Below are 26,192 nucleotides of genomic sequence, written 5' to 3'. Positions count from 1 at the left end.
CAGATGGCATCCTGCGTTTACTTGTTTATCCATAGGTTTCTTCGCCAATACTTAAGATCAGACGAATATCTTCTTCAGTCATTTGCTGCAACTGTGTTTCATTGCCTTGGATCACTTTTTGGAATAGTTCACGTTTTTCTTGCTGCAAAGCGTCCATTCGTTCTTCGATGGTGCCTTCAGCAATCATCCGCCACACTTCTACCACCCGTTGCTGGCCGATACGATGGGCCCGACCGGCTGCTTGTTCTTCTACGGCTGGGTTCCACCAAAGGTCATACAAGATCACGGTATCAGCACCCGTCAAGTTCAATCCGGTACCTCCTGCTTTCAAGGAAATCAAGAAGACATCTTTCTCTCCGCTGTTAAAAGCATCCACCATCGCCAAACGTTCTTGCGGCGGTGTGCTGCCTCGTAGATAAAATGTGTTGAATCCTTCTTGCGCCAACTCCGTTTCAATCAACGATAGCATACTCGTAAACTGAGAAAACAACAACACTCGGCGGCCGTTTTCTTTGGCTGCGGCCAAAAGGTCTTTGACTTGTTCCAACTTGCCAGAAGATCCTTGATAATCCTCTAAGAATAATCTCGGATCACAACAAATTTGGCGCAAGCGTGTCAACCCGGCTAAGATACTGATTCGATTCTTTCTAAAGGAAGCTGAATCCATTTGGGCAATTTCTTCACGCATTTGGCGCAGATACGCCAGATAGATTTTCTTTTGTTCTTCTGTTAAGACACTATAATAGTTGGTTTCCAGTTTTTCCGGCAGGTCATGCAGCACCGATTTTTTGTCTCGACGCAGAATAAAGGGTTTGATCATTTTGGCGATCTCATGGGTATCTAAAGCTTTGAACCCTTGTTTGCTAGGAAAAAATCCTGGCATGATCATTTGGAACAATGACCACAATTCTTCTAAATTGTTTTCGATTGGGGTACCACTTAATGCAAAGCGTTGCGGTACTTGTAATGAACGCAATGCTTGCGCCGTTTTTGTGGCACTGTTTTTGACCATTTGTGCTTCATCTAGGATCAAACAGGTCAAATTCAATGCTTGATAGCTATCGATATCTTGCCGCAAACTGGCATAGGAGGTGATCCGGATATCCGCTGTTTGCTGCAATTGCACTTCCCGTTCTTCTTTGCTGCCGCTGATGACACAAGCAGTCAAGCTTGGTGCAAATCGCGTTAATTCTTGCTGCCAATTATACGTCAAGCTGGCAGGTGCAACGATCAAGGCCGATAGCTGCTGCTTTTCTTCTTTTTCAGATAATAAGTAACTGATGGTCTGCACTGTTTTCCCTAAACCCATTTCATCTGCTAAAATCCCGCCAAAATGATAATGGCTCAACATTTTCAACCATCGGAAACCTGTTTCTTGATAATGGCGCAACTCCGCATTCAGTGCTTGGGGTAGTGAGACATGAAAACCTTCTGGGTGAATCAAGTCTTCTGTCATTTGTTTGAAGCCTTCACTAAAGTCAGCCTGTGCCGTAAATTGTTCTTGCAGCAGCAGCCCTTGATTCAATGGCACTTGGATGGCACCGTTCTTGACTGACATGGCCATCCGCAATTGCTGCAACGCGGCACTGGCTTCTTGGAAGGCTTCAGATTCCAACGAAAGGACTTGCCCATTCTCAGTTGTATAAAATTTAGCTGATTGCAATAAGCTGCGCAAGACCGCATCGATCTCAGTTTCTGCGATCCCACTGATATCAAACTTGATATCCAGCCATGAGCCATTTTCTTCGATGGCGATCTGTGGACGATGGTGCTGGGCATCAAGGTAAAGTTCCCGTAATTTCTTACCGATTCGGACTGTGCCTAATTGGCGCAAGACCGGAACTTCTTTGGTAAAGAAGGCATATAGCTGCTCCCCTAACGGCAATTCTTTTTGACGATTTTTGCTGCTCGCTTGATAGCCTAATGTGTCCAGAACTTGTTCGATACGTGCTTCTTGCTTAAAGTCCCGCAGAATCTCTGGATGATCCGCTGGTGTGTGCTGATATTTGGGATCACTTGAAAAGACCACGTCACCATAAGTGAAATCAACTTGCAGATCGATTTGTCCTTTGATTTTACGCAATGAAAAAATGACTTGCAATGCAGCTTCTTCGATTTCATTTCCCACAGCATCCCCTATCACAACCGTGCCGATTTTCCGCAAATGCGGCAAAACTTTCATGAATAGCGTGGCCAGTTCATCTTTGGGATAGTCAATGATTGGTTCTTCGAAACGCTTGAATAGCTGTTGCATGGTAAGGTAAATCTCTTTTTGTTCTGACGTTAATTCAAAAAACTGACCCTCGATCAAGCCCCAATTATAATGATTCAACAAGTAATCAAAATCAGTCAGCATACGCAGGACAAATCGGTCTTCCACTTTTTGGACATCAAATTGTAGTGGATTGCCTATTGCAAATACGGCTTCTTTGAGTTTGTGGTCGCCGATGGTGATCCGTCCAAAAACAGTATTCATCTGTGCCAATAACGCTTTGCCGTATTCGACAGGCAGCAGCAAATACTTTTTGTCCAACTTGCCATTGACCTGGATCCCTGCTTGACCAATCAATTGCTGTGTCTGGGCTATCCCTGCCAAGCGCTGTAACAACGCTTGGTTTGGCGCATCAAACGCATCGTCGGTCAACAAAAAGTCAAACTGTTTGTTAGCGGTATAACTTTTTTTCTCTTGATACATTTGCAAAAACTTGTAAATGTTTTTGACTACATAATTTCTAGTTGTCCCGCGATAACCGATTTTTAGAGAAATACCCAATAAATCTAGTTCTTGATGATAAGGATTGGTGGGAATCGTATCCACATGATACTCGATTTGAAGCGGGACAGTTTCATTGGCCGCAGCAGTTAATCTGGCAAATCCATTCGAGAACATTTCTGATGGAGAAAACTGTTTTTTGGCCGCAGGTTTTTCTGTGATCATGCGGGTTTTCCCTTGCTTGCGCAAATACAATTCGACTGCGACGGTATGTTTGCAATAATGGTGTTCATCCCAGTAAGGACATTGACAATAATCCACTTCTTTGGCAGTGGCATCTAATGTCACTAGGTATAACTCAGACCCTAAGACTTCTGCATGCCACACATTTTTTTCTGGATCCGGCGTGACAGATAGTACGCGGTCTTCATTTAAATAGGTGCGTCCTCGTTCGATGACTTTTTCTGGTATACTCCACTTCATTGTATCCCTCCTTCCTTATTCTTTGATACGAATCTGACTTTGACCACCGCCATTAGTTTCTACAAAAACTTGTTGCGTGATCCTTGTTCTGAGTTCACGTACGTGACTGATGATACCAATCATTCGCCCTTCACTTTCAATCATTTCTAAAGCCTCCATTGCCATTTCTAAAGATTCCTCGTCCAGGGAACCAAACCCTTCATCAATAAATAGGGCTTCGATCTCGATACCGCCAGCTTTTGCCTGAATGACGTCCGCTAATGAGATGGCTAACGCCAATGCAGCAATAAAGCTTTCGCCGCCTGAAAGGGTATGTGCCCGCCGAACTTGTCCGGCATTGTCGTCATAGATGTCGATTTCCAATCCTGTTGAACTGCGATAACTCCCTACCTTGTCAGCCAATTCAAATTGATAGCGCCCTCTGGTCAAACGCGCAAGCCGCGCATTGGCAACGACGAGTATTTCTTCCAGATAACGTTGCAGCACGTATCGTTCCAGACTGGTTTTTTTGCTATTTTCACCATTGATCGTTTCTGCCAATTGCTGCAATTGACTCAACTGATCCATTGCCTGCACATTTTGTGCATAAATCATATGCAATTCTTGGTAAATCAACTGGTTGTTGCGCCTTTTTTCTTGTTTTTGGATGATTTGCTCCTGCATCTGCTCTCGGGTGGCTTCTAGTTGTTGACATTGCTCAGATAAGGCCTCGCTATCAACCGGTTCAGCATCCGCTAAGCGCTGTTCAAGGGTCGCCAACCGTTGCTGGGTGGCATATAGATCTTGTTGATACTGCTTGACCTCCATTGAAAGTGCCTCTTTTTCAGAAAGACGTGAAAGCAACGCTTCGAACTGTGCTTCTGTGTATCCGGCTTCCTGAAGAAATCCATCGATATCCTTATTGGCTTGTTGCCATTCTTGCTGTTTCTCTTGAGAAAATGTCTGCAAATTGTCCACTTTCTCAGACAAAATGACTGTATTTTTCTCCAACTCAGCCCCTTGTGCGGCATCGCTGTCTATTTCGTTGGTTTGCTGCTGAATCAATTTCTTTAATTCGAGGCGCTGGGTTTCAATCTCTTGAATCGAATAACCAGACAATTGTTCCATTAGCGCAGCCATCCGTCCTTCAGCCAATTGCTGCTTTGTGGTGACTGCTGCTTCCGCTTCGATCAACGCCTGTTTTTCGTTGCTGATCGTTTTTTGTTGCTGGGCGAGTGTTTGTAATTGCTGCTGCGCTTTTTGGACAGCTGCCGTCTGCTGATCAAGTACGATCATCCGTTGTTTGAGATAGTCAGCCGCTGTTGCTTCAGTGATCTTGGCCTGCCCATCCTCCAGCACCTGTAATGCAGCAAAGAGTGCCTGCCATGCCTTTTCTTTGGCCTGTTGTCTTTCTTCGATCAATGTGTGTGTCTCAGCGAGTTGCTGCTGACACTGCTGCAACAATGTATGATTGGCCGACAACTGTTCTTTGGCGGTCGTCAATTCCTTCTGTGTTCGCAGGAGTCTTTGTTCGCTTTCCATGATGTCTTCGATGGTATAAGACGCATGGGCCTGCAAATTTGGGTGATCCGTAGCCCCGCAGACTGGGCATGGTTCATCTGGTTCCAGCAAAAGCTGCAAGCGCGCAATCTGCATTTTGGCATTTTGACTGGTCTCGGTCTTCAATGTCACCGTCAGCGTCGTTTCTTGCTTGTCTAAATGGGTTTGCTTGTTGATCAACGCTTGTTCTTGCACCGTGCGTTGTTGATGATCCGCAGTGGCTTTTGCATATTGTTCTTTGATATCTAGCCATTTTTCCAGCAGATTTTTGCATTCCAACAGCTGGATCTTGACAGTTTGATGATCGCCTGCGGCCTCGATCTCGGCAGACCATTGCGCTTGTTGGGCGGCAAACTGACTTTCTTCTCGTTCAAATGCTTGCCGCTTGGTTTGTTGCCGCTGGGCTTCTTGCCGCAAGTCAGACAACGCTTGTTGTTGCTTGTGGGCTTGTTGGGCAATGGGCAGCAAGCTGTCGAACATTCGTTGCTTCATTGTTGCTTGTTCAAGGGCTTCTTTTCGTTGTTCGATGATTGGTCGTTGCGCCTGCCAATCCTGTTGTTGCAATTGGATCGAGCGCAATTGGTCTTGCGCTGCTGCTACTTGGTTTTGCGCATGGCGATAGGCTGCATCTTTTTCCATCCGCCGTTGCCAGATTGGCTGCTTCTCTGCTGCCCAGCTAAGTGCTTCCAGTTGGTGTTTCTTTTGATTGATCATCGGGACAGATGCTTCTAAAGCGACTTGTTGTTCTAACAGAACTTGCTGCTCTTGTCTGAGGTTTTCACGCTCTTTGGCTTGATAAAAAAGTGTTTGTGTCTTCTGATAGGCTTGATCGATTTCTGATTTTTGCGTTTGCATGGTGGCAATAGCGGCTGTTTGCTGCTCCAGATCTGCAGTCCATGCTTCTAGTGCTTCTGCAGTTGAGAAGACTGGCTGCTCCTGTTGCCAATCAAACCGACTGAGTAATTGTTCAGCGAGTTGCTGCTGTTGTTCCAGCGTCTTGTTTTGCGCTTTTTGCTGCTCTTTCAGCCATTCATTAAATCCTTGATAGAGCTGCGTTCCAAAAAGATTTCGCAACACTTTTTCCTTATCATTGCTGGTCGCGATCAAAAAGTTGCGAAATTCACCTTGCGGCAGCATCATGATTTGGAAAAATTGTTTGGCATCTAGTTGCAGCAATTCTTTGATGAACTGATCCACTTCGTTTCGCTTGCTGAGTTGCTTCAATTCTTTGCCCGCAGCATCAAAAATCGTCAGTTGGACTTTTGCCGCTTGGTTGGTGACACCATCTCCGCGTTTTTTTGACAAAATCTGTTCGGGCCGACGGAGAATCTCATAGAATAAGGATTGATGGGCGAAAGTAAAGGAAACACTTGTTTCCTCGCTAGGTGAGGCAAACATTGACCGCATTTCTTTGCCGGCCCGCAAATTGCCTGAGGTCTCGCCAAAGAGCGCAAAGGTCATCCCATCGAAGATCGTGGTTTTGCCAGCACCTGTCTTGCCGCTGATCAAAAAAAGCCCAGTGGTGGCGACTTGGTCAAAATCTAACGTTTCTTCGATAAAGGGACCAAAATTTTTCATGATCAATTTCTTTGGTTTCAATGGTCCACCCTCTTTTCTGTAGTCAATACTTCTGACAACCCTTGTTCGATCCACTGTTGTTGGCTTTCCATCAATGAATCGCCGGTCATTTCATGAAAGAAGGTATTGATCAAAGTTTGAGGATCATTTGTTTCTATCTGTATACGTTCTTTTTTCTCTTTGACCGGCCCTTCCAGCCGTTCAACGGCTAAAATCGTAGGATAGATTTTCCGCAACTGGTTCATCATATTGGGGATGATCGTACGATCTGTCAATGTAAAGTGCCAAAAAGCCTGACGATCTAATGGCATGTAAAAAGCCGGATCTGTCAATTCAGCAAACGTGGCTTCGATTGAATGGATATCTCTTGCAGGGTGCAAGGGCATAAATGCACAGGTATCGGCGTGCGTGTCGATGATATAGACCCCTTTTTGCTCTTGCCATTCTGAAAGAGAATATTTCAGCGGTGAGCCGCTATATTTGATCCTAGGATGGTTCAGGGCATGCTTACTGTGTAAGTGACCCAGTAACACCCGATCAAATCGGTCAAAGGCATCTAATGGCACACTATCCAAGCCGCCTACTTGGATTTTCGTCTCAGAATCGGTTTGACTTGAACCCGCTGCAAAGAAATGGGTCACCAATATCTGTTTTTTGGAGGGGTCAGCATGGGCCTTCATTTCATCGATGACCCGGACAACGCCCTGGGCAATCGTCGTGATCGGTTCATCAAAAAATAAACGGGCTTCGATTGGCTCAAAATACGGCAACAAAAAGAATTGGCTATCTGCAATCGTCACCGGCTTCAAGCTGTCCTCGATCGAGGTGGCCATATGAAATTGTGTGCCTGTAAACCATTGTTTGCCAGTTTCCAAACGAATGGGACTATCGTGGTTGCCAGAGATCACAAGCAGAGGCAACTGGTGAGTCAAATTGATGGTTGCAATTTTTTCGTTCAATAATTTGACTGCTTCCACCGCTGGTACCGACCGATCATACAGATCGCCAGCAATCACGACAGCTTCTACCTCTTGTGCAAGGGCGATATCGATGATTTGATCAATGATCTGGCTTTGGTCCTCAATCAAATCGTACCCATGTATTTTTTTTCCGATATGCCAATCGGCTGTATGTAATATTCGCATGCAATCACACCTTTTTAAAAATATCCTTCCCACCATTATACCACTTTGTGCCCTTCTTATATATGAGACATGCTGAAAATTCTTGATTTCCCTTCTCATTTATTTTCTGCTTTCACGTCATTCTTCTCACATCACGATGATGAAATTATTTTTCAAAACAAAATTATTAACTTGAAATATAATTACACATCTATTACAATAAGTGTGAAATCGAATTCATTTCATGATTTCAACATCTATTTTAAGAAAGGAGAATCCTTATGCGTGGAATCGGATTGATGTCTGGTACGAGTCTGGATGGTATTGATGCGGCTCTTATCGAGATAAATGGTAGCGGTTTAACGACTGCTGTTTCCTTGATCGATTTTGTGACAGTCCCTATCGACTCTGGGTTAAAAGAGCAGATCCAGTTGGCTTGTGACCCAATAAAATCGAATGTGCCATTGATTTGTCAACTAAATGTCCAATTGGGGCATGCCTTCTTAGATGCTTGCCGCAAACTTTGTGCACAAGCCAATGTTTCACTAGATACCATTGATTATGTGGCGAGTCATGGACAAACGATTTGGCATGCGCCCTCAGATGATCCATTGACCAACAGTACCTTGCAAATTGGCGAACCCTCGATTATTGCTTACGGACTCAAAACGACTGTCGTGGCAGATTTTAGAGTCATGGATATGGCTGCAGGCGGTCAAGGAGCGCCATTGGTGCCATTTACCGAATACGTATTGTTTCAATCCAATACAAAACATCGCCTCTTGCAAAATATTGGCGGGATCGGCAATGTGACTGTTTTACCCAAAGGCGGTACGATCCATGATTTACTAGCATTCGATACTGGTCCTGGCAATATGATCATTGATCAAATGATGCGCGATCTGTTTGATCAGCCCTTTGATCCATTTGGCCAGACTGCTGCAAAGGGAAAGATTATTCCTAAGCTCCAACAAGCATTGAGAAATCATCCATTTTTGACCCTTTCCCCGCCCAAAAGTACTGGTCGAGAAGAATTTGGTCAACAATTCACACGAGGGTTATTGGCACAATATGCTGGTGAACCCGCGGAAGATCTGATTGCGACCGTCACTGATTTTACTGCTTTCACCATTGCGGATAGTTACCAAAAATTTGTCTTTCCCACTCTTGGTTCGACAGATATCGAGGTAATCCTATCCGGCGGCGGTGCCCATAACCAGACCTTATGCCGCATGATCGGTCATTATTTGCCTGATGGTGTGCCCTTGCTGAACCAGGACGCTATCGGTGGTTCCAATGATGGCAAAGAAGCCGTGGCCTTTGCTATTTTAGGTCATGAAACATTGCAAGGTCATATCAATAACGCACCAGCTGCTACCGGTGCTGCACAGGGTGTGATTTTAGGCAAGATCATTCCCAATCCTTGGACACAACAATCTTAGATAAAGAATAATTAGGAGGTAGACTATATGTTAGACAAATTTACCCAGTTTATTGAACAACATTTGGCTGGGCCAATGGAATTTCTTGGCAATCAGCGTCATTTGCGGGCCGTCCGAGATGGGATCGTATCAACATTGCCATTGATTATCGTCAGCTCATTTTTCATGATATTGGCTTTCCCGCCATTGCCGCAAGATTGGGGGATCTATCAATTTCTTTCCAGTAATGCCACAACGATTTTATTGCCTTATCGCATGACGATGTACATTATGAGTTTGTACGCTGCCTTCGGGATAGGGTTTAGTTTGTCCCGTTCTTACAAACTTGATGGTTTATCAGGCGGTATTTTAGCCACAACTGCCTTTTTGTTGACATTTACACCAGTGAATATTCCTGCAGAAGCGTTAGATGCAACTGGAACTGTTGGCTTTGTGCTGCCAATGGCAAACCTAGGCAGTGCCGGTATGTTCGTTGCGATCATTACATCGATTTTGGCGGTTGAGATTTATCGTATCACCGATCGTTCAAAGTTCAAAATCACGATGCCCGCGCAAGTACCGCCAGCTGTGGCGCGTTCTTTTGAAGCATTGACGCCAACGTTGGTGATTATTTTGGGGATGGGTGCGATCACCTATTACATTGGATTTGATTGGCATACGATCGTAGCAAAAGTTGTGGATCCATTGGTGAGCGCAGCTGATAGTCTGCCTAGTGTGCTATTGATCACTTTCTTGACAACCTTTTTCTGGTCCTTTGGGATCCATGGTGCCTCGATCGTTGGTTCTTTGGCAAGACCCCTTTGGTTGCAGCTTTTGGAAGGAAATACAACAGCGATGGCCTCTGGGGATCTCATTCCTAATATTGCTGCTGAACCTTTTTACCAATGGTTTATTTGGATCGGCGGTGCTGGTTCCACGATTGGCTTGGCTATTTTGCTGGCTTTCCGCACAAAATCAGAGTTTGGGTCTAAACTTGGGAAAACCGCTTTATTGCCAGCCATTTTCAACATCAATGAACCCTTGATTTTTGGTACGCCGATTGTCTTGAACCCGATTTTGATACCACCATTCATCATCGCACCTTTGGTAAACGGGGTCATAGCTTGGATAGCAACATCGATTGGGTTGGTCAATAAAGTAACTGTCAATGCCCCTTGGACACTGCCTGGTCCGATTGGCGCCTTCTTAGCTACCGGCGGCGATTGGCGGGCGATCGTCTTGAATGTCTTGCTGATCGTGTTGTCAGTACTGATTTATTATCCGTTTGTGAAAATCTACGACAAAAATGAGCTGGAAAAAGAACAGTTGCCCGCAGAAGAAATGGGTTAACCAAATCGACTTTGCGTCAGGCAGCAAAACAGTACGTAAAAAAAGACCATTCCGCGGAATGGTCTTTTTGTGATCAATCTTCTCTTTTGGCTTCATCGATTTCATAAACAAACGTTGGGTCGATGGCTTGATCCAATTGATCAAAGGCAAGCTGGATCCGCCGTTCAACTTCGGCTAACCCTTCTTTATCCATCTTCTTGATATCACTGACATCGATTGGTTCGCCGAACCGGACAGTCACACGCTTACGTTTGAATAAATCTTTCAATGTCAACGGTCCTTGATATACAGAAGGCACGATCCGGACTTTGGCCATTTTGGCAATCAAAGACATTCCGCCTTTTAATGCGGTCGCATGTCGCGTACCACTGGGAAACATGATCAAGCTTAGATCGGTATCTTTCAGTATTTTGACTGGCGTTTTGACTGCACTTGGTCCTGGTTTATCTCTTTTGACTGGAAAGGCATTGGCATGGGTCAAGATAAACCGTAATATTGGGTTCTTGAACAATTCTTCTTTGGCCATAAAGCTGAACTTTTTGGGACTGGCTGCTACCGCCAGATACAATGGATCCCACCAGGTGCGGTGTGGTGCAACTAAGATATAATTTTCATCTTGAGGCAATACTTCTTTATTTTGATAGCGGGCGTTGCCATTGATCAGAAACAATACGACCCGAACGACACCACGCATAAATCTAAAAAACATATTCATTGTCCTTTCTTTCTTCCTCTTATCAGTATCCTAAAAAAAAGCCCAAATGACAAGTATTTTTTCCTTTATTCTGGAACGGCTCCCGCTTGATGGCTGGCGTCGCAAGAAAGACCTGGCTTCTAGTATCCATTATCTGAATTTGCTATAATAGGAATGAAAGTTGGCTCTGCTGCAGGGTGCATTGCAGGCGGGCCTTTCTTTGGAATCAAGTGTAGAACAGGAGTCTTGTGATGTTACAACCCAACGAACGAATTGATCAATTATATGCGGATGATATTCAAATCATTCAAAGCCGCGATGTGTTTTCTTTTTCTTTAGATGCAGTCTTACTGGCAAATTTCCCTACCATTCCTAAACGCGGCTTGATCGTTGATTTGTGTGCAGGCAATGGCGCAGTCGGTTTGTTTTTGAGTCGCAAAACAAAAGCCCACATCATTCAAATCGAATTACAAGCCCGTTTAGCAGATATGGCACAACGGAGTATTGCCTTAAATCAGCTCGAGGATCAAATCACGGTTTATCCGATCGATCTAAAACAAATGTTTACAAAAATCAAACCAGATTCTGTTGATCTGCTGGTATGCAATCCACCTTATTTTAAAAATCTGCCAACCGCTGTCAAGAATCCGAATCCCTATTTAGCGATTGCCAGACACGAGATCACTACGGACCTGGAGGAAGTTGTTATGATGGCAAGCAAAGCCTTAAAAATGAACGGTCGTTTTGCGCTCGTGCATCGTCCTGATCGCTTTTTGGACATTCTTGATTGTATGCGGCGCCATCGGATCGCGCCTAAACGGGTCCGATTCGTTTATCCGAAGGCCGGCAAAGAAGCCAATATCTTATTGATCGAAGGGATTAAAGATGGCAAGGCTGATGGCTTCAAAATCGATCCGCCTTTACTCACTTATGATGAAAATGGCCAGTATTTAACAGAAGTGCGGGGCATGCTTTATGGCAGCTGATCATCATTACTTCTATGTTTTGTCCTGTCGTGACCAGACTTTCTATGGCGGTTACACCACCGACTTGATTCGGCGAGAAAAGGAACACAATCAAGGCATCGGTGCCAAATACACCCGACCTGCCAGCCGGCGTCCATCACAAATGATCCACGCAGAAGCATTCTCTAGCAGAAGCGAAGCCACTAAAGCCGAAGCAGCCTTCAAAAAATTACGCAGAAAAGACAAGGAACAGTATCTCACCCAACATCAAGCACAAAATGTTTTACTGCACGTGTCATCCTAGCTAGACCAAAAAGGGGTTGATAAAAATGAAACAAGTTTGTTTAAATCTTTGGTTGACTGGTCTTTTGCTGCTGAGCACTGGAATCACCACCGTTCAGGCGGTGCAGCAAGAAAACACCATGAATGATCGTACAAAAGACTCCATCTCTTCGTCCTTTGCTGAAATGGAGTCAACGCGTGTTAGCAGTGATTTGACTGAAACCAGTAGTTCCAGTCAAATCAGCGAGGGCAGTAGTTCAGAAACACGCACGTCCGCGCCTAGTGAAGAAGCAGCCACAAGCGAGGTTGTTGAGCGCTTAGAACCGTCTGCTTCTACAAAAGGCACCGTCCACTCAGACTATGATGGATTGCCGTATGCAACAGTCGTCGTCAAAGAGGGCGTTTTATACGATGCAGCAGAGAATGTGATCCGCAAAGATTTATCTGCTTTATACCAACAGACTTACAAAGTTCAGACCACCGGTGAAATCGATGATCAAACCGTCTATGGATTATGGTCCAATCAGGGAACATTCATTGGTTATCTTCCCGAAGGTGCGATTACTTTCTCCGAGCAGCCATTAGGAGCCGCCTTGGTAACAGAGCAATTTGGGCACCTTTCAGCAAATAGCGTCCTCTATCAAGATTTGGCTTTATCTCAACAAGAGGATGTATCGGCATACCAAGAAAAAACACTGCACGCTGTAACTTGGTATCGCCACTTCGATGGCACAACTTATCTAGCTGTATCCAATCAAAAAGAACAGATCATCGGCTATGTACAAGAAAATCAATTTCTACACGCCAAAGGTCCTCAGGGCAATTATCAGCCTGTTGGCCGCTATATCACGATCACCCAAGATGACCTCATCCTCTTCCAAAATTTTAATTGGACTAAAAAAAGTACGACCAAAACATTGCTTGGCAAAACGTATTTGGCCAAAGGCAAATATACGCATTTCAACGGTACGATCTACCTCTCGTTGTATGACAGCAAAAACAACTGGATTGGTTACTTGCCTCAATCAGGGACCAAACAAGTGGACGCACCGCAAGGAAATTACCAAACTTACCAGAAATACGTGACCATTACTAGTAAGAATTATGATCTCTGGCAAAACTTTTCGTGGAAGTCTAAAAATAAATCCAAAAATTTAATCGGTCAGACTTTATACGCCAAAGGGCGATATCAGCATTTTAACGGAAGTACCTATCTGTCCCTTTATGATAATCATGATCGTTGGCTAGGATATTTGAATCAATCTGCCGTTTCTGTTGCCAATGGCAAACAAGGCAGCTATCAAACGTACGGTCAAACGATCACTATCACCAAAAATTATGACCTTTGGCAAAATTTTGCTTGGCAGAAAAAAGAGAGTGGACAACACTACTATAATCAGTTGCTGACAGCCCGCGGCAAATATCAGCACTTCAATGGCAGCACATATCTGTCTTTGTACACCGCTAAAGGGAAATGGGTCGGCTATATCAATCAAAATGGCGTCAAACATGCTGCTTCGCAAAAAGAGAAACTGAAAAAAGTCCAGAACCTGCTAAACACCTCTGCGAATGATAAAATGAGTGTTTACGTGATGAGCTTAGTCGATGGAGAAACAGCCAGCCGCAATAGTACAATGAACGTTCATCCCGCCTCCACTGGAAAGCTGCCGGCTTTATACTATACGCAAAAGATGATTCTAGAGAAAAAATTAGACGCCAACAAAAAATACACCTACACAGATGCGATCAATCGAATGCCCTATTCGTATATGCGGGGCGGTGCAGGGATTTTACAAGGCAAAAGATTCGGCCAGCAGTTTAGTTTGAAGCAAATCCAAACCATGACAGCAAAATATTCCGACAATCAAGGGGCCAATTTCTTAGGCTATTATGGTGCCAATCAATATGATAGCAAAATGAAAAATGAGATCAGCCGAATCATCGGCAGGACTTGGACAGGGCCATTCAAGATCAACGCGAAAGAAAATGCTCTACTGATGCAAGCCGTCTATAATCAAGGGGGCCAATTGATCAATGATTTGTCAAATACCGTATATGACAACCAGCGTATCCCTAAGTACCTGCCAGTCAAAGTCGCACATAAAATAGGTGATTTGACTAGCGTCGCCCATGATATCGCGATTGTCTATACAGATCAGCCCTATGTGCTATCTATTATGACGCGCAATACTTCTTACGAAACCATCTCAAAGCTGTCAAAACAAATATATGAGCTCATGAAGTGAATGCGCAAAAAAGCAGAGAAAACGGCCTTGTTTTCTCTGCTTTTTATGATTTATCTGTTGGTAAAGCCCAGGCTGACTGGCTTTTGCCAAATTCTTGCGGTATCACCGAATCAATTGATTCAAAGGTCAGTGCTGCCTGACTTTCCGGAATCTCGATCGTTTCAAGATAATTATTGGTTTCTGTTAAAAAACCGATTTTTTCATACGAAGAATCTGTCAAATGATATTGAATTCCTTTTAATGCTGCGGTGTCCTCTGCAACAAATGTCGGCGCCATCCGTGCATAATAGACTTGCTCTCCAACTTTGAAATAGACAGAATCATGGGCTGATCCCAAATAAGTGATCGACTGCGTGACTGGCTCTGATTGATAGATGCCAAATGAATCGATGGTTTCTTTGACTTGGATTCGTTGATAGACTGCCATAGTATCACGATCATAATATTTATAACCGACAAAGCGCTTTTCACGATCTCGGATACTGGGCGTGACCTGTCCATTCAGTTCTTTGAAGTCATGAAATACATGATCCCCTACCAAAAAGCCAATGCCGCACATCAGGACTAAACCAATGAAAACAGCAATTGCTTTGGGATGGCGGTTTTCCTGATACAATAAGAAAATCATCAAGCCTAAAATGGCCACTAAGCCAATGACGAGCATCACCGGAACAACCGTATAGTAAAAGTATTCACTTTGTTGCCACAACTCCGCACTGATCATACCAATCATTTTGCGTTTCCTTCTTTCTATCCACTTAATAAATTAATTTTACCATATGTAAACAAAAAACATAACCTCGAATCTCACGCATACATCTCCTGTGTTCATCCATTGACATTCCTGCGCTTTTGATAGATAATAAACAGCGAAAAAGGAAATGAATGTCTTCCTCGGTCTTAACTGAAACCGCAAACTTGCTAATGACTTCTACCACTTATTTGAGTGTGTAGAAGTCATTATTTTTATGTAGAGACCGTGAATGGCAAATTGAAAAACGTGCATGGAGGGTTTGATGTGACATGGAAAAACAATGGATAAACTATAGGGAATTTTTGCTTTTAAGTTTGATCAGTATATGTATAGGCGTGGTTGTGGGTTTGCTGGACGCCGGATTTGGAGAGGTTTTGCTGCTGTTGACTTCCTTTAGGATGGCTCACTTTTTATATTTGGTTCCTTTTTTGCCTTTTGCAGGACTGTTGTTTGTTTATTTTTTTCAAAAATATGGCCGAACAAGTACGCAAGGCATGAACTTGGTTTTTCTGGTCGGACAGCAACAAGCGTCGACTATTCCATTAAGAATGATTCCCTTCGTAATGATTGGTACTTGGATCACGCACTTATTTGGCGGCAGTGTCGGACGTGAAGGTGTAGCTGTTCAATTAGGCGCGACGATCGCCAATCGTTTTGGTGCCTGGCTCAACCTGGAAAAGTACAGCCAAACATGGATCATCATCGGGATGGCTGCCGGCTTTGCTGGTTTATTCGAAACGCCGCTAGCTGCGACCTTTTTTGCCTTAGAAGTCTTGGTGGTGGGCAAACTGTTCCACCATGCCCTCCTGCCGGCATTGGTGGCCGCTTTTACAGCGAGTGGCGTATCGCAGTGGGCAGGCTTAGAAAAGTTCAGCGTGCCTCTTTCAGGTACCTTTGATTTCACCTTTGCTGTCTTTGTCAAATTACTGCTTTTAGGGTTGATTTTTGGCTTAGCGGGTGCGGCCTTTGCTTTCTTGTTGGCCCATTTTAAAAAAAGGATCCGAGAAAAAATGCCCAATGCTTTACGCCGCATTTTCTTTGGTAGTGTTCTTTTGGCAGTCTGTTTGGTGCTCTTTTATCAAGGCAGATATGCTGGACTGGGAACCAATTTGATCGCTGCGGCTTTTGCTGATCAGCAGATCTATAGTTATGATTGGCTGTTGAAAACGTTGTTGACCGTTTTTACGATCAGTATTGGTTTTCTAGGTGGAGAAGTGACGCCTCTATTTGCCATTGGTACAACACTTGGTGTGGTTGTGGCGCCCCTTATTGGCTTGCCTGTAGAACTTGTTGCGGCACTTGGCTATGCCAGTGTCTTTGGCAGTGCCACCAATACTGTACTCGCACCAATTTTTATTGGCGGTGAAGTATTTGGTTTTCAAGCGGTGCCTTATTTTGCGGTCGTTTGTTCCGTGGCTTATTTCTCTAGCGGCTCGAATAGTATCTACGGGTTGCAGAAAAATCAGGATCTGCGGTATCTACGGCCGCTTTGATCGACAACCAAAAAAAAGCGATGAAAAAACGGCTACTGTTTTTTCATCGCTTTTTTGATTCATGATTATTTTGCACGTTTGATATACGTACCTTCTGCCGTGTTGATTTCAAGCAATTCGCCTTCTTCAACGAAGTCAGGTACATTGACAACCAAACCAGTTTCCATCGTTGCTGGTTTCCCAGAACCTGTAACAGTTGCGCCTTTGATCGATGGTTGTGTTTCAACAACTTTCAAGATAACAGTTGTTGGTAATTGCACACCAATGACCTCAGTGCCGAAGAATTGGATTTTTACTTCCATGTTTTCCAGGATGTATTTCATTTCTTCTTCTACGACTTCAACAGGGATCTCATATTGTTCATACGTTTCTAGATCCATAAAGAAAGCAGTATCATCCATTGTGTACAAATATTGAACAGCATTTGTATCGATATGGGCTTTTTCAAATTTTTCTTCTGGGCGAAATGTGGTGTCATAGGTTGAGCCTGAGCGTACATCTCTTAGTTTCATCCGCATCACTGTATTGCCCTTACCTGGTTTGTGGTGACTTGCATCTAATACTTTGATTAATTTGCCGTCTTGAACAAATGTCATCCCTGCTTTTAAATCACTTGCATTGATCATAAATTGATTTCTCCTTCACTCTGTGATAATCCTTGTCTATTGTATCAAATAAAAGGGCAGTATTCTAGCTAAATCATTCTTTTGGACGAACAAGTTGGCGGCGTTTCTCCATATAATGCGGATCATACTCATCGGTTTCAATATAAATATACACTTTTTTGTCCGCCATTTGATGGCGGATCTCCGCTTCGATTTCATTGATGATCTCATAACCGATCTCTTCTTGCTTGGCTGATATATCGACTTTGGCAGCAATCAAGATTTCTGCTGGTCCCAAATGAACGGTTTTGACATCGATCAAGCGATCAACATCCGAACGCTCAAACGCTTTTTTGATGACAGCCAGATCGCGTTTGGTCACACTTTCCCCAATCAATAGGCTATAAAACTCCCGTGCCAAAAAGATAGCGGCAACCATCAACAACAACCCAATCAACAAGCCGCTAAAGGCATCAAAAAAGGCATTACCGGTGACCATAGTCAACAAGGTACCTACCAAAGCAATCATCAATCCCAATATCGCGCAAAAATCTTCAGTAAAAATGATCAAGATTTCGCTATGACGGCTTTCTTTTAAAAAGCGATAGATGGGTTGCTTCTCAACATTCAATTCTCGGATCTCTTTGATCGCAATCCATAGGGAACTGCCTTCAACGGCCATCCCAAACAACAAAATGGCGATAACCAGCCAAGTATTGCCAACTTCATGGGCAGGATGCAGCAATTTTTCCACTGCTTCCATGACACCTAATGCGCCCCCGCCAAAGAAGAGCATCATGGCAACGATCGTACTAAAAAAATATTTGGCTCTGCCTTCACCAAACTGATGCAGCTCGCTTTGTCCTTTCGTTGATCGTTTGTCCCCGATCAACAAAAAAATCTGATTGCTGCAATCCACCACACTATGGATGCTCTCATTCAACATGGCTGCACTGCCACTCAAGGCATAGCCGACAAATTTACTGATAGCCACCAAAATGTTCGACACTAGGGCAGCGAAGACTGCCATCATTCCATTGGCTTGTTTTTCCATATCTCACGCATCCTCTCACAAATAAAAAACCTTTCTTATTATACTGCTGTGACATGTATTTGAACATCTTTTCTTTGTTTACTGTTGGTTCTTTTGATGGATTTTTTGTTCCCGACGACTGATTTTTTTTGTCCAAAATCCGCCGGAAATATATTTTGGCTCATAACTGATGATAAAGGCTCGTTCTTCTACTGATTTGATCGTTTGATATAATTTTTTTTCACTTTTTCTTTGTGATAAAATCTCCAATATCAAACGCGGCCCTTCCAACCCTTCTCCATAACTTTGCGTGACGCCATATCCCTCTTGTCTAAGGATTTTAGGCAAACTTTTTTCTTCATCGGTATTGCTTGGCAGAATCACCGTCACCATGGTGTACCCTAAAGCCAGTTTGTCTTCGATCTTGATGCCGATACTGACACCTGCTGCATAGCCCAATGCATAAAACAACAGATTCAAAGGATTGTCTAAGCGGTCAAGGACCAGCGACAAGCCCAAAATATAAATGATGATCTCGATCATACTCACCAACGGTGCAATCACGCGGTAGCCTTTCATCGTTAGTAAAAAACGTAGTGTATTTAATGTGACATAGGCAAGATTGATAAAGAAAATCATTGCCAACATTTGCAGATCAATTTGCATGGAAATCCCTCCTATAGTAAGCATATCAAATGCACGACAAAAGTTGAAATGATTGAGCAGAAATCGGAGGTTTTTCCATTGAGGGAGCAGTAGAAAAAAAAGACCCATCTCACAAGATGTGAGGCGGATCTATTTTGTGATCAGGGACGAAAATACCCATTTTTTTCGTCATCCATTTTGTCGTCTTCGATCATGCCTTGCAGCGTGCGATCAAGCAAGCCTTTTTTTTCACCGGTTTTCTTGCTCACAGCGCGATATTGGCTGCGGGTCATCCCCACACCCTGTGGACGGTTGAACTTCTTAACAGTTGGATCATTGGCTTCTTTGACTTGATACGCTGCCGGTTCTTGATCAAACAATAAATAGCTTTCTTGCGGCTTTGCCATCGAATCCAACAAATCATTTTGAGACACTTCAGGCTTTGGTTCATCCGGGATGATCGAGGCCGGGATATATTTCGGCACGAAATAAGAGCGGCCGCTATACTCCTTTTTCGGTGTCGTCATAGGTTCAGCCTTGGCTTCTTTACTGGTCACTTGATAAGAAGAGCGCTTGGTTTGACTGCCAAAAAAATTGGTTTTCCCTGTTGGCTGCTGCTCTTTGACTGGCCGTTTTTCATACCGAGGCAAGTTGGCCCGATGTTGTGCAAGTTCTTCTTTTTGCTGGACATTATGCCCGCGGTTGCGTTGGCTTGAAGGCACTTTGCGCTCGATCATTTCTTTTTCAGGCTTTGGCCGACTTGGTGTATCTTTGATCTCAGTCAATATCCAATCATTTTCTTGACTAAAAGCAGGTTTGTGCTCTGATTCTAATTTAACGCCTTCTGCATCATCATAGGCTGGAAAGCGAAAATGCTTGCGCTTGACATCTAAATAATTCGCCACTCTACTCATCCTCTTACACGTGATTTTTTATCATCATACCACAAATGGTCATGAATTTCATTAACGATCATCGGCACCTGCACAAAGAATCAATTCGTTTCGGTCAAGCTCGCATCATGGGCATCCTTTACATGGGCAAACAATGGTTCGATCTGCCAGATATCATCTGCGTATTGTTGGACTGTTTTATCTGCGGTAAATTTGCCGGCATTCGCGATATTCATCAAGCTGATCTTCTGCCATCTACGGGTATCTCGATAGGCAATATCCATGCGATTTTGGGCATCGCAATACGCCGCAAAATCTCGTAGCACGAAGTATTCATCATTATATTTAAGCAATGAATCAAAAATCTCTTTGCCTTCCCATTCAATATTCGGGATTGTTCCGTCTATAAAGGCATTCATAATCCGCTGCAGTCGATGATCATTCTCGAAATAGCTATAGGCAGAGTAATTTTTTTCTGCATAATACCGGTAGACTTCTTCTTCCGTCAATCCGAATATGGCAATATTTTCATCACCGATCGCATCACGAATCTCAATATTGGCCCCATCAAGCGTGGCAATCGTTACCGCACCATTCAGCATCAGTTTCATATTGCTGGTACCAGAAGCTTCTTTTGAAGCCAGTGAGATTTGCTCGCTGACATCTGCAGCCGGAATGATGCGTTCAGCTAAAGATACGTTGTAGTTTTCCAGAAAAACAATCTTGAGCTTATCTTTGATCGCCGGATCATGATTGATCATTGTTGCCGTTTCATTGATGGCTTTAATGATCGATTTTGCATAGTGATAACTAGGTGCTGCTTTTGCACCGAAAATAAAGACTCTTGGATGAAATGGTGCATCGGGATTTTCTTTGACTTCAAAATACAATTTCAAAATATGCATCAAATTGAGCAATTGCCGTTTATAGGCATGCAAACGTTTGATTTGGACATCAAAGATGGCATTGGGATCAACTTGGATGCCGCAACGATCGGCGATATAATCTGCTAAAGCGATTTTGTTGGTTCTTTTTGCATCAGCCAGTGCTTGTAAGACTGATGGATCGTCTTGATAATTTTTTAACAGTTGTAAATCTTCTGGTTGATGATGCCAACTTTCACCAATTGTTTCATCTAAGACTTTGGTCAAGGGACGATTGGCCAACTGCAGCCATCTTCGCTGCGCGATCCCATTGGTTTTGTTATTGAAACGTGCTGGATAAATGATGTAAAAATCATGCAGAACCACTGATTTTAGTAAATCGGAATGCAATTTGGCTACCCCGTTGACACTGTGGCTGCCAATAATTGATAGATTGGCCATATGCACTTGGCCATTACTGATGATGCGGGTTCTATTCAATAAATCACATGGATGGATCTTTTCCAGTCCCTCAATAAACCGGCGATCGATTTCTTCGATGATTTGATACATCCGGGGCAGCACTTCGTTGATCATTTCCACCGGCCATTTCTCAAGGGCTTCTGCCATAATGGTATGGTTGGTATAACTCATCACTTTGATCGTGGTTGCCCATGCTTGTTCCCACGCCAATCCTTCCTCATCGATCAACAAACGCATCAATTCAGGAATACATAAGGCGGGATGGGTGTCGTTGATATGGATCGCGATTTTCTCACTCATTTGTTCCATTGGCAGGTGCAGCTTTTTATAGTAGCGCAAGATGCTTTGAATACCAGCAGAAACAAAAAAATATTCTTGCATCAGTCGCGTCCGTCTCCCTGTTTCATTTGAGTCATCGGGATACAACACAGCCGTCAGATTTTCAAGTGCTTGCCGGGATTCTAGCGTTGCATACTTGGCCTCTTCTTCTGCAGGAACTTCAACGCTCCATAAACGCAGGGTATTGAGATGGTGGTTTTGATAGCCAACCATCGCTGTGTCATAGGGTACAGCCCGCCAAGTAAATCCACCTTCATAGACTGGTTTCAAGACACCGGCCTCATTTTCTTTCAGATACACATGACCGCCAAAATGGATAGGCACAGCTTTGCTTTCCTTGCGCACTTCCCAAACATTGCCGGAACGCAACCAATCATCTGGCAACTCGACTTGGTGGCCATCAATAAATTTTTGTTTGAATAAACCGTATTTATAGCGAATGCCATTGCCATTGCCCGGCAACCCTAGGGAAGCCAATGAATCCATGAAACAAGAAGCCAGTCTGCCGAGACCCCCGTTGCCTAATGCCATGTCTTTTTCTGTTTCTGCAACTTCATCTAATGACGTACCGATATCCTTCAATACATCTTCTGCAGTCGTCAATAAGTCTAAACTAAGCAAATTGCTTTTCAGCATTTTCCCTGGCAAAAACTCAATGGAAAAATAATAGGTTTGCTTTTGCTGTTCTCCTAACATATGTTTTCTCGTTTGGCGCCAGCCATCTGCATACGCCTGCTTCACTACGTGGGCCAAAGCTTGAAAGAGTTCTTGTGCAGAAGCTTCTTCGATTGACGTAGCATACAGTTCATTGATACTCGTTTCCAGCAGTGCCCGCAACTGTTCTTTTGTCATGGGGTTCAACTCCTTATGGTGTTTGGATTTTAAAAAAAAGACAGAAGCCTGCCGCTGCCGCCGTCCAGCTTTAGTCAAGCTGCAACAGACGAAGGCGCGCTTCTGTCAATCATGATTTATGCTCGTATTTGATTATATACATCGATATAGGCATCTGAACTTTGGTCCCAGCTAAAGTCTTTCGCCATCGCTTGTTGGACCAATTGCTGCCAGACTGTCTGATTTTCTTGATACAGTTGTACAGCTTGCTTCAGTGCCTGCATCAAATTGAATGGGGTAAAATCTTGGAAGCCAAATCCCGTACCGTCAGAGGTGATTGGATTATAAGGGATCACTGTATCCTTTAAGCCACCGATCTCATGGACCACTGGTAAAGTCCCATAACGCATCGCCATCATTTGTGAGAGACCGCATGGTTCAAAAGCAGAAGGCATCAAGAAAATATCAGCCGCCGCATACATTTTTTGCGCCAAAGCCAAATCAAACGTGATGGCAGCGGCACATTTATCCGGATAACGTTGTGCAAAATGGCGGAAGCCATTTTCAAAATCTGGTTCTCCAGTACCTAATAAGACAAACTGAACATCAAATTGCAATAAGTTGTCCATTTCAGCTAAGACCAAATCAAAGCCTTTTTGCGTCGTTAGGCGGCTCACCACAGAAATCAACGGAACATCCTTGCGTTCTGGCAAACCAAATGCTTTTTGCAAGTCTTGCTTGTTTTTTTCTTTGCCTGACAAATCAGACTTGCTAAAGGCAAATGGTAGATAAGGGTCATTTTCTGGATCATTGGTTTGGTAGTCGATCCCATTGACAATGCCACTGAGTTTGCCTGTTTCCATTCGTAAGATCACTTCAAGCCCACAACCGAATGCGGGTGTTTTGATTTCTTCACTGTAGGATGGGCTAACAGTTGTAATGCGATCGGCATAGAGGATACCGGCTTTCATAAAATTCAGACAGTCATTTAAGCGGACTGTCCCATCATCATAGCGCTCAGTGCCCATACCAAATAAATCAGGCAAGATGTCACGACTATACCAGCCCTGGAAGCCAATATTATGGATCGTCAACACGGTGCGGATATCTTGATAGGCATTGATCCAACTGAATTTTTCTTTCAGCAAAAAGGGAATCATCGCCGTATGATAATCATTGACATGCAAGACATCAGGAATAAAATCGACACGTTCCATCATCTCGATGACAGCCAACTGGAAGAACGCAAAACGTTCGCCATCATCATAAAAATCATAGATCCGCTCACGTCCAAAATAATAGAGATTATCGATAAAATAATAGGTCACTTCGTCAAGCTGCAATTTTTTGATACCGCAGTATTGTTTGCGCCATCCGACAGCAACTTCAAATGAAAAGCAGTCTTCCAGCTGCGCTTGATACTTGTCAGGCATCAATGTATAAAAAGGCAAGACAACAACCGTTTCGACCCCTTTTTTGGCTAGTTCTTTTGGCAATGCGCCGACAACGTCCCCTAACCCGCCGGTTTTGAAGAAGGGCGCACATTCCGCTGCTGCAAATAGTACCTTCATGCGGTCGCGCCTCCAATAATATCTTCGGTGATGTGGGCATTCTTTTTGATCACGATTGGGTCTTCTTTGGTGCCTTCGACTTTGACACCTTCTGCTATGACCACATTCTTATCGAGTATCGCATAAGAAACTTTGGCTCCCGCTTTGATTTCGTTGTTGCCAAAGATGATCGCGCCTTTGACCTGTGCATCTGGATGAATCGTGGTACGACGGGCAATCAACGAATTTTCCACTTTCCCTTCAACGATACAGCCAGAAGCAAAATGACTATTGATGACATCAGATGTTTCCGAATAATAAGTTGGCACTTCATTTTTTAATTTAGTATAGATTTTTTGATTCGAATAGAGCAGTGACGTAAACTTATGAACATCCAACATATCCATATTGGTCTGATAGTACGATGGGATATCATAAATATTGCTCAAATAGCCTGTATATTCATATAAACCAGTGTTTTCAATAGCGATCATTTCTCGTAAAAATTGACCTAAGTTCGGTGTAGCGCCAACTTGCTGCCCTTCTTTCAATGCCTCGATCAAACGCGCTGTTTTGATGATAAAAATATCGGTACACAAGTTGACTATTGAATCAACTGTGCCTTTTTTGGCTTGGATGGCTTCTTCAAGATGGCCTTGACTATTGACATTGAACAAGAGGTCACTGTCAGATACATTGCTGCCATTGATTCGTTTATAGACAACTGTCATGTCATTTTTTTGGACTTGATGAATTTTTAATAAGGCTCTTAAGTCGATATTGCATAGGATTTTACTCCCCATAAAGACCGTGTTTTCAGATTTAGATTTCTCTAAATAATCGATCACACTGTAATAATAATTTTCTCCTTGGGCTTGCTGTTTTAAAGAGTCTTGGAACAAGTGGATAAAGAAGCGATTTTGCACGCCGTCTAAATTCCACTCTTTCCCACCGCCAATATGATCGAAAACAGATTGTGTTTCCCCTTCATTAAAAATCATATAGACTTGTTTGATACTGGCGTTTTCAATGCTGGATAGATTGAAGTCGATCAAGCGATATTTGCAATCAAATAGTAAGGTGGATAGCGGTCTGTTTTCTGTCAAAGGCATCAATTCTTGGTAGCGATTCAAATTGCCTAAAATAGCACACATTTTATTAGTTTTCATCAATCGTCACTCCTATGACTTCAGAATAGCCGACAACAGCAATTTCTTCACTGCCATCGATTTCAGCGTCGTCTCCGATCACTGCATTTTCGCCCACGATCACGCGGTTGAGTTTTACATTCTTACCAATCACTGCCCCAGGCATCACCACACTGTCTTTGATGGTGGAACCTTCTTTGACTTGCACATTTTCGGATAAAATACTGTGGTCGATCTCTCCAGCCACATAACAACCGTCCATTACCAATGAATCTCTGGCAGCGCCAGTCTCAGTAACAAAATGCGGTGGTGCGATCGGGTTTTTAGAGAAGACTTGCCAGCCTTTATCTCGAATGTCTAATTCCATCGCTGGATCAATAAATTCCATATTGGCTTCCCATAAAGAATCGATCGTACCAACATCTTTCCAGTAGCCAGAAAAACGATACGCAAATACGTTGTCGCCGCTTTCTAGATACGATGGGATCACGTGTTTCCCAAAATCGACCATTTCGCCATCTTTGGTGTAATTGCTCAACAACATGTTGCGCAAACGGCTCCAGTCAAAGATATAGATCCCCATTGAGGCCAAATTGCTTTTTGGTTCTGCTGGTTTTTCATCGAATTCGATGATTCGGTCATTCTTGTCGGTATTCATGATCCCGAAGCGTGAAGCATCTTTCATCGGCACTTCTAAGACGGCAACAGTTAATGAGGCGTCATTTTCTTTGTGCTGCTCTAGCATATCTTCATAATCCATTTTGTAAATGTGATCACCAGACAAAATCAACACATATTGTGGATCCATTTCATCGATATAGGCGATGTTTTGATAAATGGCATGGGCAGTTCCTTCAAACCATTTGCCGCCTTCTGAATTTGAATAGGGTTGTAGAATCGTCACGCCTGTACTGATGCCATCCAATCCCCAACTGGCGCCATTGCCAATATGGCTGTTTAATGCCAATGGTTGATACTGAGTGACAACCCCAACATTCTTGATACCGGAATTGACACAATTGCTTAACGTGAAATCGATGATGCGGTAACGTCCGCCGAATGGAACTGCGGGTTTCGCTATATTTTTGGTCAATTTACCCAATCTTGTTCCTTGTCCTCCTGCGAGGATCATTGCTAACATTTCTGTTTTCATACATCTG

The 26,192-nt window shown here is 43.5% G+C and carries 18 protein-coding genes, 2 pseudogenes and 1 riboswitch; of the genes and pseudogenes, 6 read left to right on the top strand and 14 right to left on the bottom strand.

Features of this window, described 5'->3' with window-relative positions:
• Positions 1-25 precede the first annotated feature (25 nt).
• The 4 genes and pseudogenes from ACYVRS_RS08920 to ACYVRS_RS08905 all read right to left on the bottom strand — a co-directional run bounded on the left by ACYVRS_RS08920 (position 26) and on the right by ACYVRS_RS08905 (position 7,458).
• A complete protein-coding gene (locus tag ACYVRS_RS08920; RefSeq protein ID WP_461203173.1) occupies positions 26-3,196 on the bottom strand; it encodes a DEAD/DEAH box helicase in 3,171 nt (1,056 codons plus the stop codon).
• Positions 3,197-3,211: 15 nt separating this feature from the next.
• Positions 3,212-3,658 (bottom strand): annotated as a pseudogene (locus ACYVRS_RS08915) (SbcC/MukB-like Walker B domain-containing protein); the annotation flags it as partial.
• Between the two features lie 1,101 nt (positions 3,659-4,759).
• Positions 4,760-6,334: pseudogene (locus ACYVRS_RS08910) on the bottom strand (AAA family ATPase); the annotation flags it as partial.
• Positions 6,331-7,458, bottom strand: coding sequence for an exonuclease SbcCD subunit D (locus ACYVRS_RS08905; RefSeq protein WP_461198388.1), 1,128 nt, complete (start codon positions 7,456-7,458; stop codon positions 6,331-6,333). The gene ACYVRS_RS08905 and the pseudogene ACYVRS_RS08910, both read right to left, overlap by 4 nt.
• Positions 7,459-7,718: 260 nt before the next feature.
• Between ACYVRS_RS08905 and anmK the strand changes: the two genes are divergently transcribed.
• Together anmK and ACYVRS_RS08895 are read left to right on the top strand one after the other, a co-directional pair.
• Positions 7,719-8,879, top strand: coding sequence for an anhydro-N-acetylmuramic acid kinase AnmK (anmK, locus tag ACYVRS_RS08900; RefSeq protein ID WP_461203172.1), 1,161 nt, complete (start codon positions 7,719-7,721; stop codon positions 8,877-8,879).
• 27 nt (positions 8,880-8,906) lie between these two features.
• Positions 8,907-10,208, top strand: a complete 1,302-nt coding sequence (locus ACYVRS_RS08895) for a PTS sugar transporter subunit IIC (protein ID WP_461203171.1) — start codon at positions 8,907-8,909, stop codon at positions 10,206-10,208.
• Between the two features lie 73 nt (positions 10,209-10,281).
• On the opposite strand, the gene ACYVRS_RS08890 is transcribed toward ACYVRS_RS08895, so the two are convergent.
• A complete protein-coding gene (locus tag ACYVRS_RS08890; RefSeq protein WP_054116840.1) occupies positions 10,282-10,917 on the bottom strand; it encodes a lysophospholipid acyltransferase family protein in 636 nt (211 codons plus the stop codon).
• 236 nt (positions 10,918-11,153) lie between these two features.
• Here ACYVRS_RS08890 and ACYVRS_RS08885 point away from each other — a divergent pair, with 236 nt between their 5' ends.
• From ACYVRS_RS08885 to ACYVRS_RS08875, 3 genes are read left to right on the top strand one after another with little or no spacing between them, the layout of a single operon-like run.
• Positions 11,154-11,888: a tRNA1(Val) (adenine(37)-N6)-methyltransferase gene (locus ACYVRS_RS08885; protein ID WP_313538436.1), complete on the top strand. Its 735-nt coding sequence runs from the start codon at positions 11,154-11,156 to the stop codon at positions 11,886-11,888.
• Positions 11,878-12,171 carry a GIY-YIG nuclease family protein gene (locus tag ACYVRS_RS08880; RefSeq protein ID WP_313538434.1) on the top strand — a complete coding sequence of 98 codons (294 nt, stop codon included), beginning with the start codon at positions 11,878-11,880 and terminating at the stop codon, positions 12,169-12,171. Before ACYVRS_RS08885 ends, ACYVRS_RS08880 begins: the two co-directional genes overlap by 11 nt.
• Before the next feature lie 25 nt (positions 12,172-12,196).
• The gene (locus ACYVRS_RS08875; RefSeq protein ID WP_461203170.1) at positions 12,197-14,395 is read left to right on the top strand and encodes a serine hydrolase; all 2,199 of its coding nucleotides are present in this window, start codon (positions 12,197-12,199) and stop codon (positions 14,393-14,395) included.
• Positions 14,396-14,438: 43 nt separating this feature from the next.
• On the opposite strand, the gene ACYVRS_RS08870 is transcribed toward ACYVRS_RS08875, so the two are convergent.
• Positions 14,439-15,128 carry a hypothetical protein gene (locus tag ACYVRS_RS08870; RefSeq protein WP_312497812.1) on the bottom strand — a complete coding sequence of 230 codons (690 nt, stop codon included), beginning with the start codon at positions 15,126-15,128 and terminating at the stop codon, positions 14,439-14,441.
• 135 nt (positions 15,129-15,263) lie between these two features.
• Positions 15,264-15,336, top strand: a riboswitch (Fluoride riboswitch).
• 82 nt (positions 15,337-15,418) lie between these two features.
• Here ACYVRS_RS08870 and ACYVRS_RS08865 point away from each other — a divergent pair.
• Positions 15,419-16,642, top strand: coding sequence for a chloride channel protein (locus ACYVRS_RS08865; RefSeq protein WP_461203169.1), 1,224 nt, complete (start codon positions 15,419-15,421; stop codon positions 16,640-16,642).
• A 65-nt stretch (positions 16,643-16,707) separates the two neighbouring features.
• On the opposite strand, the gene efp is transcribed toward ACYVRS_RS08865, so the two are convergent.
• The 8 genes from efp to ACYVRS_RS08825 all read right to left on the bottom strand — a co-directional run bounded on the left by efp (position 16,708) and on the right by ACYVRS_RS08825 (position 26,185).
• Positions 16,708-17,268: an elongation factor P gene (gene efp / locus ACYVRS_RS08860; RefSeq protein ID WP_054116595.1), complete on the bottom strand. Its 561-nt coding sequence runs from the start codon at positions 17,266-17,268 to the stop codon at positions 16,708-16,710.
• Between the two features lie 73 nt (positions 17,269-17,341).
• The gene (locus ACYVRS_RS08855) at positions 17,342-18,301 is read right to left on the bottom strand and encodes a cation diffusion facilitator family transporter (RefSeq protein ID WP_312497810.1); all 960 of its coding nucleotides are present in this window, start codon (positions 18,299-18,301) and stop codon (positions 17,342-17,344) included.
• 78 nt (positions 18,302-18,379) lie between these two features.
• Positions 18,380-18,946 carry a DUF2179 domain-containing protein gene (locus ACYVRS_RS08850; RefSeq protein ID WP_054116593.1) on the bottom strand — a complete coding sequence of 189 codons (567 nt, stop codon included), beginning with the start codon at positions 18,944-18,946 and terminating at the stop codon, positions 18,380-18,382.
• 140 nt (positions 18,947-19,086) lie between these two features.
• The gene (locus ACYVRS_RS08845; protein ID WP_054116592.1) at positions 19,087-19,839 is read right to left on the bottom strand and encodes a hypothetical protein; all 753 of its coding nucleotides are present in this window, start codon (positions 19,837-19,839) and stop codon (positions 19,087-19,089) included.
• Positions 19,840-19,919: 80 nt separating this feature from the next.
• Complete coding sequence (locus ACYVRS_RS08840) at positions 19,920-22,355, bottom strand: glycogen/starch/alpha-glucan phosphorylase (protein ID WP_313538427.1); 2,436 nt, start codon at positions 22,353-22,355, stop codon at positions 19,920-19,922.
• Positions 22,356-22,471: 116 nt separating this feature from the next.
• The gene (glgA, locus tag ACYVRS_RS08835; RefSeq protein WP_312497808.1) at positions 22,472-23,905 is read right to left on the bottom strand and encodes a glycogen synthase GlgA; all 1,434 of its coding nucleotides are present in this window, start codon (positions 23,903-23,905) and stop codon (positions 22,472-22,474) included.
• Positions 23,902-25,053 carry a glucose-1-phosphate adenylyltransferase subunit GlgD gene (glgD, locus tag ACYVRS_RS08830; RefSeq protein WP_313538423.1) on the bottom strand — a complete coding sequence of 384 codons (1,152 nt, stop codon included), beginning with the start codon at positions 25,051-25,053 and terminating at the stop codon, positions 23,902-23,904. Before glgD ends, glgA begins: the two co-directional genes overlap by 4 nt.
• Entirely contained in the window at positions 25,043-26,185 is a 1,143-nt protein-coding gene (locus tag ACYVRS_RS08825; RefSeq protein ID WP_054116839.1) for a glucose-1-phosphate adenylyltransferase, read from the bottom strand. Before ACYVRS_RS08825 ends, glgD begins: the two co-directional genes overlap by 11 nt.
• Between the last annotated feature and the right edge of the window lie 7 nt (positions 26,186-26,192).

The sequence above is a fragment of the Enterococcus salsurae genome (genome assembly GCF_054784955.1).
This window is presented reverse-complemented; position numbering and strand designations above follow the sequence as displayed.

What these genes read in the sequence shown, in the direction of transcription:
- ACYVRS_RS08920 (WP_461203173.1), bottom strand. Translation starts at nt 3,196, where the DNA reads ATGAAGTGGAGTATACCAGAAAAAGTCATCGAACGAGGACGCACCTAT.
- ACYVRS_RS08905 (WP_461198388.1), bottom strand. Translation starts at nt 7,458, where the DNA reads ATGCGAATATTACATACAGCCGATTGGCATATCGGAAAAAAAATACAT.
- anmK (WP_461203172.1), top strand. Translation starts at nt 7,719, where the DNA reads ATGCGTGGAATCGGATTGATGTCTGGTACGAGTCTGGATGGTATTGAT.
- ACYVRS_RS08895 (WP_461203171.1), top strand. Translation starts at nt 8,907, where the DNA reads ATGTTAGACAAATTTACCCAGTTTATTGAACAACATTTGGCTGGGCCA.
- ACYVRS_RS08890 (WP_054116840.1), bottom strand. Translation starts at nt 10,917, where the DNA reads ATGTTTTTTAGATTTATGCGTGGTGTCGTTCGGGTCGTATTGTTTCTG.
- ACYVRS_RS08885 (WP_313538436.1), top strand. Translation starts at nt 11,154, where the DNA reads ATGTTACAACCCAACGAACGAATTGATCAATTATATGCGGATGATATT.
- ACYVRS_RS08880 (WP_313538434.1), top strand. Translation starts at nt 11,878, where the DNA reads ATGGCAGCTGATCATCATTACTTCTATGTTTTGTCCTGTCGTGACCAG.
- ACYVRS_RS08875 (WP_461203170.1), top strand. Translation starts at nt 12,197, where the DNA reads ATGAAACAAGTTTGTTTAAATCTTTGGTTGACTGGTCTTTTGCTGCTG.
- ACYVRS_RS08870 (WP_312497812.1), bottom strand. Translation starts at nt 15,128, where the DNA reads ATGATTGGTATGATCAGTGCGGAGTTGTGGCAACAAAGTGAATACTTT.
- ACYVRS_RS08865 (WP_461203169.1), top strand. Translation starts at nt 15,419, where the DNA reads ATGGAAAAACAATGGATAAACTATAGGGAATTTTTGCTTTTAAGTTTG.
- efp (WP_054116595.1), bottom strand. Translation starts at nt 17,268, where the DNA reads ATGATCAATGCAAGTGATTTAAAAGCAGGGATGACATTTGTTCAAGAC.
- ACYVRS_RS08855 (WP_312497810.1), bottom strand. Translation starts at nt 18,301, where the DNA reads ATGGAAAAACAAGCCAATGGAATGATGGCAGTCTTCGCTGCCCTAGTG.
- ACYVRS_RS08850 (WP_054116593.1), bottom strand. Translation starts at nt 18,946, where the DNA reads ATGCAAATTGATCTGCAAATGTTGGCAATGATTTTCTTTATCAATCTT.
- ACYVRS_RS08845 (WP_054116592.1), bottom strand. Translation starts at nt 19,839, where the DNA reads ATGAGTAGAGTGGCGAATTATTTAGATGTCAAGCGCAAGCATTTTCGC.
- ACYVRS_RS08840 (WP_313538427.1), bottom strand. Translation starts at nt 22,355, where the DNA reads ATGACAAAAGAACAGTTGCGGGCACTGCTGGAAACGAGTATCAATGAA.
- glgA (WP_312497808.1), bottom strand. Translation starts at nt 23,905, where the DNA reads ATGAAGGTACTATTTGCAGCAGCGGAATGTGCGCCCTTCTTCAAAACC.
- glgD (WP_313538423.1), bottom strand. Translation starts at nt 25,053, where the DNA reads ATGAAAACTAATAAAATGTGTGCTATTTTAGGCAATTTGAATCGCTAC.
- ACYVRS_RS08825 (WP_054116839.1), bottom strand. Translation starts at nt 26,185, where the DNA reads ATGAAAACAGAAATGTTAGCAATGATCCTCGCAGGAGGACAAGGAACA.